At 39.7% G+C, this 13,418-nt stretch carries 10 protein-coding genes and 1 other annotated feature (1 of these 11 only partly in view); of the genes, 6 read left to right on the forward strand and 4 right to left on the reverse strand.

Going from position 1 to position 13,418, the window contains the following annotated elements; genetic code table 11:
- Positions 1 to 123, forward strand: a binding site (T-box leader) (it extends 97 nt beyond the left edge of the window).
- Positions 124 to 179: 56 nt separating this feature from the next.
- Positions 180 to 1,451, forward strand: a complete 1,272-nt coding sequence (tyrS, locus tag A4245_RS09625; RefSeq protein WP_067727513.1) for a tyrosine--tRNA ligase — start codon at positions 180 to 182, stop codon at positions 1,449 to 1,451.
- A gap of 311 nt (positions 1,452 to 1,762) precedes the next feature.
- Positions 1,763 to 3,334 (forward strand): BCCT family transporter, encoded by a 1,572-nt coding sequence (locus A4245_RS09630; RefSeq protein ID WP_067727514.1) that lies wholly within the window; start codon positions 1,763 to 1,765, stop codon positions 3,332 to 3,334.
- Positions 3,335 to 3,580: 246 nt separating this feature from the next.
- Here A4245_RS09630 and A4245_RS09635 read toward each other — a convergent pair whose 3' ends face one another.
- From A4245_RS09635 to rpsD, 3 genes are all read right to left on the reverse strand, one after another.
- Positions 3,581 to 4,651: a M20 family metallopeptidase gene (locus A4245_RS09635; RefSeq protein WP_067727515.1), complete on the reverse strand. Its 1,071-nt coding sequence runs from the start codon at positions 4,649 to 4,651 to the stop codon at positions 3,581 to 3,583.
- A 65-nt stretch (positions 4,652 to 4,716) separates the two neighbouring features.
- The gene (locus A4245_RS09640) at positions 4,717 to 5,763 is read right to left on the reverse strand and encodes an ATP-grasp domain-containing protein (protein ID WP_067727516.1); all 1,047 of its coding nucleotides are present in this window, start codon (positions 5,761 to 5,763) and stop codon (positions 4,717 to 4,719) included.
- Positions 5,764 to 6,035: 272 nt separating this feature from the next.
- Positions 6,036 to 6,638 carry a 30S ribosomal protein S4 gene (gene rpsD / locus A4245_RS09645; protein WP_067727517.1) on the reverse strand — a complete coding sequence of 201 codons (603 nt, stop codon included), beginning with the start codon at positions 6,636 to 6,638 and terminating at the stop codon, positions 6,036 to 6,038.
- 415 nt (positions 6,639 to 7,053) lie between these two features.
- Between rpsD and A4245_RS09650 the strand changes: the two genes are divergently transcribed.
- On the forward strand, positions 7,054 to 8,871 hold the full coding sequence (locus A4245_RS09650) for a sensor domain-containing diguanylate cyclase (RefSeq protein ID WP_067727518.1): 1,818 nt from the start codon (positions 7,054 to 7,056) through the stop codon (positions 8,869 to 8,871).
- A gap of 38 nt (positions 8,872 to 8,909) precedes the next feature.
- Here the strand turns inward: A4245_RS09650 and A4245_RS09655 are convergent, their stop codons facing one another.
- On the reverse strand, positions 8,910 to 9,395 hold the full coding sequence (locus tag A4245_RS09655; protein WP_067727519.1) for a GAF domain-containing protein: 486 nt from the start codon (positions 9,393 to 9,395) through the stop codon (positions 8,910 to 8,912).
- A gap of 173 nt (positions 9,396 to 9,568) precedes the next feature.
- Here A4245_RS09655 and refZ point away from each other — a divergent pair, with 173 nt between their 5' ends.
- The 3 genes from refZ (at position 9,569) to A4245_RS09670 (ending at position 13,417) form a co-directional block, all read left to right on the forward strand.
- On the forward strand, positions 9,569 to 10,216 hold the full coding sequence (refZ, locus tag A4245_RS09660) for a forespore capture DNA-binding protein RefZ (protein WP_067727520.1): 648 nt from the start codon (positions 9,569 to 9,571) through the stop codon (positions 10,214 to 10,216).
- 274 nt (positions 10,217 to 10,490) lie between these two features.
- Positions 10,491 to 12,185, forward strand: a complete 1,695-nt coding sequence (gene ezrA / locus A4245_RS09665; protein ID WP_067727559.1) for a septation ring formation regulator EzrA — start codon at positions 10,491 to 10,493, stop codon at positions 12,183 to 12,185.
- Positions 12,186 to 12,277: 92 nt separating this feature from the next.
- Positions 12,278 to 13,417: a cysteine desulfurase family protein gene (locus tag A4245_RS09670; protein WP_067727521.1), complete on the forward strand. Its 1,140-nt coding sequence runs from the start codon at positions 12,278 to 12,280 to the stop codon at positions 13,415 to 13,417.
- The last annotated feature ends 1 nt before the right edge of the window (position 13,418 follow it).

A 13,418-nucleotide genomic window follows, 5' to 3' on the forward strand; every position in this document is an offset into this window, starting at 1 on the left:
CTGGAGCATTTCTTTTGGAATAAATCATTTCTATTTCCAAAGGACGGTGGAGACATCGTTAACAATCCCAAGTGGCTGGATTCAGCAACAAGGGTGGTACCGCGTGTTAAACTCGTCCCTTATCTTTGATAAGCGACGGGTTTTTTTGATTCAAAAAAATAAAGATGGAGTGTGAACAAATGGATATTTTACAGGACCTAGAAAATCGTGGACTGATTCATCAAACAACTGACCGGGAAGGGTTGGAAAAACATTTAAAGGAAAACCAGATTACCCTGTACTGTGGTTTTGATCCTACTGCCGACAGTCTGCATATCGGACATCTCGTTCCATTAACAATGCTTAAAAGATTCCAGCAGGCAGGGCATAAACCAATTGCACTAATAGGTGAAGGAACCGGAATGATAGGTGACCCGAGTGGCAGATCCAGTGAGCGTTCACTGCACACTACAGATGTCGTTCAAGGATATGCGGCCAAAATTCAGGAACAAATCGGTAAGCTTGTTGATTTGGATACAGCTGACAATCCGGTTCAATCAAGAAATAATTATGATTGGCTTGGAAGCATGACAGTAATTGATTTTCTTCGGGATGCGGGAAAGCATTTCGGCATCAATTACATGCTTGCTAAGGAATCTGTATCTGCACGCATCGAAAAAGGGATTACCTTTACTGAATTCAGTTACATGATACTTCAGTCATTGGACTTCCTGAAATTGTATGAACAGGAAAACTGTACCTTGCAAATTGGCGGAAGTGACCAATGGGGGAATATAACTGCCGGAATGGAACTGATTCGCCGTTCCAGGGAAAATCAGGAAGAGGAAGTGAAAGTATTCGGACTGACTGTTCCATTAATTACTAAAGCGGATGGAACGAAATTCGGAAAATCTGCTGGCAATGCTGTATGGTTGGATGCAGACAAAACATCACCCTATGAATTTTACCAGTTTTGGATTAACACAGACGACCGTGACGTCATTAAATTTATAAGGTATTTTACTTTTCTTTCACTGGAAGAAGTAGCGGAACTGGAAACAGAAGTGGCGAACCGACCGGAAAATCGGGTGGCCCAAAAACGTCTTGCCGAAGAAATGACGAAAACTGTCCACAGTGAAATGGCATTGAAACAGGCGGAGAAAATTTCAGAAGCATTATTCAGTGGAGATTTAAAACAATTATCTGCCGCAGAAATTCAGCAAGGATTTAAGGATGTGCCGACATATCAGGCCGATAACACAGATATTGGTTTAATAGACATGCTGGTTAATGCCTCTATTTCTTCTTCAAAAAGACAGGCGAGGGAAGACGTTAAAAATGGAGCTGTATCTATTAATGGAGAAAGAGTGAAGGAGCTTGATTATATTCTGACAGCAGAGGATCGGATCGAGGACACATTTACCATCATACGTCGCGGGAAGAAAAAATATTTTCTCATCAGCTATAAGTAATTCGTAAAAAGTATCGGCCACTGGCTGGTGCTTTTTTCTTTGGCAAGTAAGAAAGTATAAACTTTCTTACTTGCATAAGTGCAACTATGCCATACGCCGGAAAGGCTTGGCGCATGCCAAGTTTTCTAAGCAGCAATTAATTCCAACAGTTAACGTCCTATTCATTTCCTGGAAACGCATGGCTTAAGCCATTCCAAACTGTATTCCTCACCCTAAAGTTTAATACATTTCATTAAGTGGTAAGTAACTAGGGGCATCGGATATTTCTATAAATGGATACCGCGGTCCCTAAATTTCAAGGAGGTTTGTATATGAGTACAAAGAATACTGGTTCGGGCAAACGGAAACTGATTGATCACCGAATATTTGCACCATCTCTATTGATTATGTTGGTGATCAGTTTTCTGTTTGCAATATATGAATCCGAATCGCTCGATTTGTTGAATAATATTTTTGATACGATTGTAGAAGTATTTTCATGGGGTTACATATGGTATGCAATTATCCTCGTGGGAGCAGGGCTGTATCTTTCATTTTCAAAATACGGGAATGTTGTGTTGGGTGATCCGACAGAGAAACCAAGATTTACTTTGTTTGAGTATTCTTCTATTTTAATAGCAATGGGTCTTGGATCTACCATCATGCGCACTGGGATGACTCAATGGGCTGAAGTGGCAATAGATCCGCCATTTGGGGCAGAGGCTCAATCAGCTGAGGCATTGTTATGGGGAAATGCCTACAGCATGTTCATGTGGAGCTTCCAGGTATTTGCCATCTTTGTCATGGCGGCACCTGCAATGGGTTATATTCTGCATGTGCGAAAGAGACCTTTCATGCGTATCTCTGAGGCATGCCGAACTATCTTTGGAGACAGGTTTACGGATGGAATTGGCGGAAAAATACTTGATGTGATCTTTCTCGTCAGTATTCTTGCTGGAGCAGCCGTTACATTAGGATTGGGAACGCCAATAGTCACGTATAACCTTGCTGAAATGTTCAACATTGAAATTACTTTTTGGTTAACGATGATTGTGACAATTGTCTGGGTGATCCTTTTCAGCTTCAGTGCTTATTTAGGAATTGATCGAGGCATTAAAAAACTGAGTACGTTCAATATGTATCTTGCAGGGGCTTTTGCTATATTCATCATGCTGGCAGGACCCGGTATCTTTATCCTGAATTACTTTACAGACAGTATCGGTTTTTTACTATCGAATTATATTGACCTGTCATTGAATACGAATTCTTTAGGTATGGGCAGTGCAACACATATTGAAAGCAACACCGTTTTCTGGTTTGCCTATAGTGCAACATGGGCGATGCTCCATAGTGTATTTGCAGCAAAAGTGTCCAGGGGCAGAACGATAAAAGAAATGATTTTGACCTATTTGTTGGCTCCGACCCTAATTTCATGGGTGGGAACAGGTGTGCTTGGAGGACTTGGGGTACATCGATATATCACCGGTGAAATACCTGTATTGGATATAGTTGAAGAAGATGCAATGGCAGCCATTCCGCAAATATTGGCTTCACTGCCGTTAGCTGGGATTGCACTAACGGTCTTTGTCATTATTGCAATCATTTTCATGACAACTACACTGGACTCAACAACATATACAATTGCATCTTATACAGGCACAGAAAATATGAGTAAGGCAGAGCCTTCCAGAAGTTTGCGGATTATCGTTGCAGCCATCATAACTGTACTTGCCTTGCTGCTAATGAGAATAGGCGGGCTGGCTCCACTGGAAGTTTTGTCAGGACTCATGGGAATTCCTATTATCATTATTCAGTTCCTGACAATATATGCCGCTAAGAAAATGATGGACGAGGACAAGGCATGGGTAAATAATGTCAGGGACAAGAAGTGGAAAAGTGAATAAAAAAGTGAATAAATGAATCTACAGGGCTCCGAACATAAGTAAAAGGACTGTTACAAAAAACAACTGATTGCGGGACAAAGAAAATTATGAAGAAGAAAAATCCGAACTGATTCAAATTCTGACTAAAGAATTATGAATCGCCGTTCGGATTTTTCGATAATTAATAACATTCGTCTCAGCCTTTTAGTTAGTAGCGGGGGTAAAAGAATTACGCCCATAATCTCTATCCGTAAGAATAAAAAAGTGTTATTTTACTGATAATACAAAGTCTTCGAGTACATTTTGATATTCTCGTACAGAATCTACATAAACCATTTCGTTATCACCATGCCAATCGTGTCCGACCGGTCCGAATTCTACAGCCGAACCTCCATACTCGGTGAAAAACTGGCCATCGTTGGAACCATGCTGACCAAAAATTTTAACATTCTCCAGCTGGGTTTTATTTTTAATCGATTCCGCCAGTGCTTCCACAAACGGATTGTCTTCTTTTGTTTTTACCGGTCTGTTCATTATATGTTGTTTAACTGTACCTTTCGTGATTTCCTGAATCTGGTTGAATATTTCATCTGGTGACTGTTCAGGTAAATATCGGATGTCAAGGGACATCTCACAGACATCGGGCACTTTATTGTAAACTGTCCCACCCTTAAGCTTTGCCAGATTAATAGATGGCTTGTCATACATAGGCGGGGAAGTTTCTTCTGCAAAAGGGAGCTTGAGAATGTCCTCATAAAGGTTGTACGCATTAACAATTGCATTATCGCCTTCCCATGGGCGGCTTCCGTGAGCCGGTTTACCTTGAACAACAAGATCGAGCTGAAGCACACCTTTCGATTGGATTGCAATTCCCATGTTTGTCGGCTCGCCACAAATAATAAAGTCTCCCAGATAGCCTTTTTGAGTTAAATACTTCGTACCATAAAGACCGCCTGTTTCCTCATCGGGTACAATTTGAAGCATCACTTTGGATTTCAGTTCCTTGTCTTTTAGCTGGGCAACTGTTTCCATTGACGCGGCTACCCCTGCTTTCATATCAATGGAACCTCGCCCATATAACTTTCCATCATTCACATAGGGATCAAATTGGTCATCTTCTGCTTCAATAACATCAATATGCCCGTTCAACACGATGGTGCTGTCACCTTGGCCAATTTCACAAACTAACATATGAAAACCGTTATTTTCCAACTTTTCTACGGTGAGCCCTTTTTCTTCTAACCATTTAGCACAATAGGCAATCGCCTCATTTGCTCCTGATTTGGTAGAGCTGTCTATTTTTATAAGGTTTTCTAATAAGGGTATTGGATTACCCATCTTATCACTCCTCCCACACGTTTTAGCTTTTGAAAATCCGAATTGACAAACTCACGAACTGAAACTTAATCAAAGACATATTTACCTTTTTGTTTATTTATGGAAACGACAATGTCATGGCGGGCCAATTCTACATTAGAGTCAGAAGTCAGCCATTCCTCTTTTACTTCTTTTCCTGCTGTCAGAGCAATGATTGCAGCTGGAACATTGGCACCCGCAGCATGTGTGAATGCATAGCCTCCGCCAAAGCGGGGATTGATATCAATCACATAATAATTGGAGCCATCATAATATACATCCGCATTCATATAGCCTGCATGTCCAAGGTTTTCCCCCATTTTTTTAGCGATGCTCTGTAATTCAGGAGTGTTGACGGTAATACATCGATCGATATCTCCGCCTCTCATCCCCAATTGCTTGCGGATAAAGGAAGCTAGAAATCTGCCATTTAAGTCGTTGAACATATCCACACTAAACTTTTCTCCTTCTATTACTTCCTGGATAATGACATTATCCTCTGGTCTTTTATAAGTTGCATCATTCAACGGTGTTTCAATAATCTGCTGTACAGCATGCTGATAAGCAAACTTCAAATCTTCAACAGTATGGACAAATTCAATCCCAATAGATGCAGAACCGTTACGAGGCTTAACGATTAGCGGGAAAGAGACCTCGTTATATTCCAGTGCCTTTTCAGCATCTTCTATATGAAGATACGAAAGGGGAGCCATTACCTCCAAAGGTTTCAACAGGTCCCGATATTTGCCTTTGTCCCGTACTTTATCAACAATATTTTCATCAGGTGCAAAAACAGACACACCCATTTCTGTAAGTACCTGTTTGTGTGCGGATAGTTTCGGCACTTCCCAATCATTTAACGGAACGAGACAGTCCACGTTATGTCTCTTACAAATTTCGATGATCGCTTCCATATAACGATCATCTGTCTGCTGGGGAATAACATAGCTTTCATCCCCAGCTTGCAGTGAGGGGGCGTTATATTCAGGATCTGCAACAATGACTTTTCCGTCAATCGCAGCATTTTTCAAAGCCTCCTGAAAAAAACCGACAAAGTCTATTCGCCTGGCGCTTGATGTCAGTAAAATATTCAACGTTGATCACTTCCTCGATGTTTGAATTCGTTTCTTTTAAACAAGATACCCGCCGTCCAGTTTTTTAACCTTCATTTTTAATTTATGTGATAATAGGTTTAGTTTGAGAAGGGCATAAAGAAAAGGGGAAAACGAAAATTGTCAGCAGCCAATGCAGGAGAAGGTAGCAGGTTTGTCTGTTCTTTGTTTTTCCATTATAAACAAAAGCCCTGAAAACGTTGTTTAAACGTAATTCCAGGGCTCTAGATAATTTTACTGATGAAGTTTTTTCCTTAACGAGAGTAGAACTCAACGATAAGCTGTTCGTTAATTTCTGCTGGTAATTCGGAACGCTCAGGGAAGCGAGTGTATGTTCCTTCTAATTTTTCTGCATCAAAAGTTGTATATTCAGGTACAAAGCTGTTAACATCAATAGCTTCTTTTACGATATCAAGTTTTTGTGATTTTTCACGTAAACCGATAACTTGACCTGGTTTTACAGCGTATGATGGGATATCCACGCGGCTGCCATCAACTGTGATGTGACCATGGTTTACTAACTGACGAGCTTGTCTGCGAGTACGTGCAAGTCCAAGACGGTAAACTAGATTATCAAGGCGAGATTCAAGCAGGATCATGAAGTTTTCACCATGAATACCTTTCATTTTACCAGCTTTAACAAACAAGTTTTTGAATTGACGTTCGTTCAATCCATACATGAAGCGCAGTTTTTGCTTCTCTTGCATTTGCAAGCCATATTCAGAGATTTTCTTGCGTTGGTTCGGTCCATGCTGACCAGGAGCGTAAGGGCGTTTATCCAATTCCTTACCAGTTCCAGTTAATGATATGCCAAGACGACGTGATTTTTTCCATACGGATCCAGTATAACGTGACATAGAGACATTCTCCTTTAATTGTTTTATTTGCATAAAATAAAACGCGCGTGTTCCTTACACCAGTCCATTTTATTTTCATGTACCATCGCTCCAGCAGCAGAGAGTTACACGATACACCTTGGGGCTGTCAGCCACTCGAAGGAATAAAATGAGTGCCAGTGTCGGTTCACATAGGCTACCTAATTATTTTACACAAAGAATAGTATATAATTATACGAGGGCAAAGTCAACAGAAGAAGTTCAAAAATATTTTCACAGATTATATATGGGAAAATATGACTAGTTCATGTATAATGAAAAAGATAATAAAACATACGAATTTATCATAAAAATCAATTTTACAGGACTAACGAAACGAAAATAGTACTATGTTACTAGTTGCATAAAAATTTAACAGTTAAGCCAGGTGATAAAAATGCATTCAGATGATATCCTTCAAGGAATGGTTCAGCAATCGTATTTTACGTTGCTGTCAAGGATTATGAACAATAACTACAATAAAACAGAAATCCTTTTGTTGATCCTTGAAAAAATGAAAGCATTCCTTCATACAGATGAAGCTGTTGTTTATTATTATGAAGATATTTATGATACATATCAATTATTGGGTCCGAAAAGTTCCGCTAATTTTAATTTGGAAATTGTACCCAAAAGGGAATTTACAGAAAAAGATTTTTTTAATTCCAAGCAGGAAGACAGGAAAACGAAAACATTCCAATATACTACGGGCAATCAGGAAAAGTTACTTTTTGTATTTTCACTGCCATCAGCTGCTTTTCCGGCTGAAGCGGTCTTTAATAGAATTGAAAAGCAGACGGAAAGCCTGTTAATGATGATTAATCAATTTCAGGATGAGAAGAGAGGCAATCTCTTTTATCGGGAACTGTTTTTGCTGAGCAAGGAAATCTTTACGACAAATGACATGAGCCAGATTTTAACATCCATACTGGAATGTCTGAAGAGAAACAATACGGGTATTGATTATAGGTTCCTGCTTTCTCAGGATGTCGAAGTTTCAAAGTCATTACCGATAGTAAGCATTGAGTATAGTAACAACGGCATCGAAAGGTTAAGCACAAAAGCGTTTTTGACTGGAGAATTGCAGGTTGAAAACAAACCTGAAAAAAACCTTACTTATATATACGCTCCGTTAACGGGAAAACAGGGAGTTTATGGGGTGCTTGAAATACATACGCCGTTGAGTGCGCATATTCCCGAGCTTGAAAACCAATTCTTGACTAATTTTGCAAAGCTGGCCGGAAAAGCTATCGAAGCGGCAACTTTGTTTCAGAATTCAAAGCACCAGGTAACTGATTTGACTATAGTCAATGATCTTTCACAGCAATTGAATTCCAATTTGGAACTTCCGGAAATAGTCAGTCTGCTCAAAACCCAAATTCAAACGACATGCGAGACAGTTGATATAGGTTTCTTTAAATTTTATGAAGGCGACCCTGTAGTTTTATCCGGAAGTGAGAATTTCTTTGAAACGATGGAAGGCAGACGATTTATGGAGTACTTGCATGAAAAGTCAAAAGCATATACGGAACCTGTATTCAGCGGTAATCTCTCGGCAGGCAATGCTTTATTTCCATATCATTCCGTAATGGCTTTTCCTATGATACAGGCAGGCATACAGTTGGGGCTCGTCGTAATTCTTCATAAAAAATCTTATTTTTTCAGTTTTGACCAATATAAACTGATCCAGGCAATTATTCAGCATTCCACCCTGGCAATGGCAAATACAATATTAAAGGACAAATTACAGCAGGCAGTGATCACTGATTATTTGACAGGGTTGTATTCCAGAAGCTATTTGGAGGAAACAATCCAAAGACATATGCAGGAAGGGGAAAAAGGTGTCCTGATTCTATTCGATATAGATGACTTTAAGAAGATAAACGATAATTATGGTCATCACATTGGGGACAGAGTACTTATTCAGGTTGCCAGTACAATTATGTCAAATATGGATGGCGAAAACACTGCAGCAAGATGGGGCGGTGAAGAAATGGCAATCTATGCTCCGAACATGGACCTTGAGGAAGGATACAGGCTCGCAGAAGATGTAAGTATGCAGGTGAAACGGACAACAAACCCAACCGTGACAATGTCAACTGGTATCTCCGAATGGAAGGAGAACGAGAGAGACTTGATCAAATTGTTCATGCGTTCCGATAAGGCACTTTATGAAGCTAAGAAAAATGGGAAAAACCGGGTAATAATAAACTAGCAGCCCGCACAGCTGCTAGTTTTGTTGTGCTTCGTAAGCTAATATGTCAAATGTTTAACCAATACACTTACGAATTTCTCCAGATACAGCTGATCGGTTTCGCTGAACCTATCCGGGTTTGGGCTATCGATATCAAGTACGCCGTAAACTTGGTCATTGACTATGATTGGCACTACTATTTCAGATTGTGTCGCGCCATCACATGCAATATGTCCGGGGAATTTATGAACATCAGCAACACGCTGTGTAGTGCGCTCTTTGACTGCTGTACCACATACACCTTTCCCAAACCCTATCCTGATACATGCGGGAAGACCTTGAAATGGGCCCAGAACAAGTTCATCATCTTTCCAAACATAAAAGCCGACCCAGTTTACCTCTGTCAGAAACTGATTCAATAATGCCGAAGCATTTGACAGGATTGCTGTTTCGTCGTTTTCACCTTCAGACAGTGCATCCAACTGTTTTATCAGCAGTTCATAATCTTTTACTTTATCACCTGAATATAATGTGGTTTGAAACAATAATAACTCCTCCTTAAGTAATTGTACAACTGGCAAAATTCGACAGGATCATGCTTTTTGTCGAGAAGAAATTGCAGGAATTTAACGGTTCATTGTCGTAATCATGTAATAAGGATGTTTAAATACAGTCATATCCTCTTTTTCGCACAAGCAACAAAAGGAGATGAATAACAATGAAAAAGAACCCAACCAAGCAAAAAGTCATAGATGCCGCTTCCTCATTGTTTTTCCAGAAGGGATTTCATGGCACCTCGGTTCGGGATATCGCAGACAAAGCCTCTGTCAACGTATCCTTGATCAGTTATTATTTTAAAGGCAAGCAGGGCCTTTTGGAATATGCCGTAACCAATTACTATGAGGAATATCTCAAAACCTTGGAAGAGGCCATGGAAAAGGCAGATTCCCTTTCTCCTTTGGAAAAACTGAATGATTTGATTTTTACCATTATACATTATAAACAAAATAACCACCAACTGACATGCTTTATTCAGCGAGAACTCACACTGGACTCCGTTTTTGTCCGTGAAATGGCAGTAACCTATCTTGCCAAGGAGAACTACTATATACAGCAAACTTTCTTCAATACGCTTCAGGGGCGGTTGAAAGGAGATATGCGTGACTATTTGCTGATGCAGCTGAAGGGGATGCTGATTACACCATATATATTACATAGTGAGTGGAAAGAACAGGTCATTGGGGATTATTCCCATCAGATCTTTGTGAAAAAATACGTAAATACCATTCAGCAATGGGTAGAATTTATTACGGAAAAAGGAATTTCTCCGAAAAGAAATGTAACAGTCAATAAAGCGAATGAATAAACGTGGCGAATAAGCAATTAATTTGCATTTTTTTAGCCAAAACTGCATTATCCATGGTATTATAAGTAATATCTAAAAAAGAGTAACGATAAATCTAAAAAGTTTTAAACATATTAGAAAACTGGCAAATGCTTGAGCCACTTTTGGCGCATTCAGTCGCCCAATGAAGCAGATAGGTAATTTAGGATTTCTATCTGCTAAAAAATATAATTAAATTAAACACTTGACAGGGAAACCTCTTTTTATGGGAATTGGTTGGGAGGCAATTTATTTTATGGTTTTCATCATCGGAACAATTTTAGCAGTCATCGTATTAATCATCATTGGACTAATTTTACGAAAACGTATTTATGACGGGGTTGATCGTCTCGAAAGCTGGAAAATGGATATTATGGGAAGAGATATCGCAGTACAGCTCAGCAAAATTAAAACCCTTAATCTTTCCGGAGAAACGCAAGTGAAATTTGAAGCATGGAAAGACCGTTGGGAGCACATTATAACACGCGAGCTCCCAAATATTGAAGAACATTTATTTGATGCTGAAGAAGCAGCTGATCGCTTTCGAATCAATAAAGCGAAAAAAATATTGAATGAAGGTGAAGAAACGCTTCAAGGCATCGAACAAAGTATTGAAAATATATTGCATGAGCTTGAAGAGCTTCTCGAATCAGAGGAGAAAAGCCGAAAAGAAGCAGAAGAACTTGCACCCGCCATTAAAGGCTTGCGTAAATTGATATCCCAAAGCCGCTACCAGTACGGAAAAGCCGAAGAGTATTTTGACAGCCGGCTTGATGAAATGGAAGTCAGCCTGGCAACGTACTATGAATTGGTGGAAGCGGGAGATTATATTGAAGCTGGAAAACAGATGGCAGAGCTGAAGAATGAAATTAAAATACTGGAAGAGAAAATCGACCAGTTTCCGGCGATATATAAAAAATACAAGCATGATATACCTTCACAGCTTGATAACATGCTATCGGGTCTGAAAGAGATGAAAGAGGAAGGTTACCGTGTTGAGCATTTAGGTTTTGAAAAAGAAATTCATACATATCAAGAAAGAATTTCAGTAATACTCCAGCAATTGGAAAAAGGTGAAATGGCTGACTCAGAGCAAACAATCTCGGACATTGAAGAAAGATTACAGGAAATGTACCAAATGCTGGAAACAGAAGCACATGCGAGAAATTACCTGGAAACACATATTCCTGAATATGAACATTCACTGGATGAACTTATCGACACATTTGATGAAACAAAACTTGAAGTTGAGCAAATAAAAAAAGCATATTATGTAGAAAATAATGACATGGAAAGATTTTTATCGGTAGGAAAAACCATCTTCAAATTGAAGGAACAGCTTGAGATGCTTTCAGTCGAAATGGAGAAAAGAGGTAAATCTCATTCCGAATTACGCGAGCAGGTTGAAGACGGCTTTAAAAAAATTGAAGAATTGCGAATCAAGCATGAAACGTTTAAGAAAAGTATCCAGAACCTGCGGAAGGATGAATTGGAAGCTAGGGAAAAACTTGCAGAGATGCGTGGACAGCTATCACATTTAAACAGAAGGCTGAAAAAAAGCAATATTCCTGGAGTACCGAATTTTATCTGGTCCAGTTTTGAAACGGCTTTAAATAAAAATGACCAGGTCATCAAGACGTTGGAAAAATACCCTCTGGATATGGTAAATGTCCAGCAGGCATTATCAGAAGCCAAACTTTCACTTGACCAAACGGCAGAGCAGGTCGAATTGATGCTTGATCAGGCCTATTTGACAGAACAGGTGATTCAATATGCAAACAGATACCGAAGCAAAAACCCTATTTTGGCTGCCAAGCTTCATGAGTCTGAGCGTCTGTTCAGGTCATATGAATATGAACTGTCACTTGAGCATGCTGCTAAAGCTATCGAAGAGGTTGAACCAGGTGCATTAAAACGTATTGAAGAAAACCAAACCGTTCTTAATAGATAATAGACGAAGAGGCTGTCATAAGAGACCGGATTACCCAGTTTCTTAAGTCAGCCTTACATTTTTGTGTTTGGATATGTGAGGAGATTTTAACGATGATTTATTTGGACAATAGTGCGACAACAAAGCCCGATCCATCAGTGCTTGAAAGCTTCCAACAGGTGTCAAGTAACTTTTTTGCGAATCCGTCATCCATCCATCAGCTTGGTGGGAATGCCGAGAAATTGCTTTTGACAGCGAAAAAGCAGGCTGCAGAAATCCTTGGGACATCACCGGAAGAATTAGTCTTTACTTCAGGTGGAACAGAAGGAAATAATACTGCCATAAAAGGGATTGCTGTACAGCACCAGGGCAGGGGCAAACATATCATCACTTCCGATATTGAGCATCCATCTATTTATGAGACATGCAAAAGTCTTGAGGGCTTAGGATATGAAGTAACATATTTACCTGTAGATAAAAATGGTGTAATATCAGTAGGTGATTTAGAAAAAGCGATACGCAACGACACGATATTAATCAGCATCATGCAAGTAAATAATGAAACCGGATCTATTCAGCCTATCGAGGAAATAGGAAAGATTGCCAAGAATCACCGCAAGCTGTTCCTCCATGTGGATGCAGTACAGGGTCTAGGAAAAGTACCTCTCGAATTAAATAATAGTGGCATTGATCTATGTACTTTCTCTGGCCATAAAATTCATGGTCTGAAAGGGACTGGTATGTTGTATGTGAACAAGCGGACGAAACTGTTTCCGCTATTTCACGGAGGAAATCAGGAGCGAGCACTGCGCTCTGGGACAGAAAACCTGGCTGGCTCCGTTTCTTTCGTAAAAGCTTTACGATTAATTAAAGAACGTGAAAAAAAGGAACTTCAAAAGTTGTACGATATGCAAAGCTACTTGATCAACGAGCTGAAATCAATGGAAGGGGTAGAAATCAATACGCCCCCCTATGCTGCACCCCATATAATCAATATGTCCGTTCCCGGCATAAAACCCGAAGTGATTATCCATATGCTTGGGGAACAGGGTATTTATATATCGACAAAGTCAGCCTGCTCATCTAAGTTAAAGGATGAGAGCAAAGTATTGGCTGCTTGTGGATTTGAGCGTGACAGATCAACTTCTGCACTGCGTGTCAGTCTTTCCTATGACAATACGCTAGAAGAAATGGAAACTTTTAGTAAAGCATTGTCAAAAGCAATCAAACAATTTAAAGAAGCACTGGAGTAGA

This window comes from Oceanobacillus damuensis (assembly GCF_001618145.1).
In the GTDB taxonomy this organism is placed as follows: Bacteria; Bacillota; Bacilli; order Bacillales; family Amphibacillaceae; genus Oceanobacillus; species Oceanobacillus damuensis.

Bases quoted from the DNA above. Each gene is read 5' to 3' on its own strand.
- ezrA (WP_067727559.1), top strand. From the start codon at position 10,491: ATGGTTTTCATCATCGGAACAATTTTAGCAGTCATCGTATTAATCATC.
- A4245_RS09630 (WP_067727514.1), top strand. From the start codon at position 1,763: ATGAGTACAAAGAATACTGGTTCGGGCAAACGGAAACTGATTGATCAC.
- rpsD (WP_067727517.1), bottom strand. From the start codon at position 6,638: ATGTCACGTTATACTGGATCCGTATGGAAAAAATCACGTCGTCTTGGC.
- A4245_RS09650 (WP_067727518.1), top strand. From the start codon at position 7,054: ATGCATTCAGATGATATCCTTCAAGGAATGGTTCAGCAATCGTATTTT.
- refZ (WP_067727520.1), top strand. From the start codon at position 9,569: ATGAAAAAGAACCCAACCAAGCAAAAAGTCATAGATGCCGCTTCCTCA.
- A4245_RS09670 (WP_067727521.1), top strand. From the start codon at position 12,278: ATGATTTATTTGGACAATAGTGCGACAACAAAGCCCGATCCATCAGTG.
- tyrS (WP_067727513.1), top strand. From the start codon at position 180: ATGGATATTTTACAGGACCTAGAAAATCGTGGACTGATTCATCAAACA.
- A4245_RS09635 (WP_067727515.1), bottom strand. From the start codon at position 4,651: ATGGGTAATCCAATACCCTTATTAGAAAACCTTATAAAAATAGACAGC.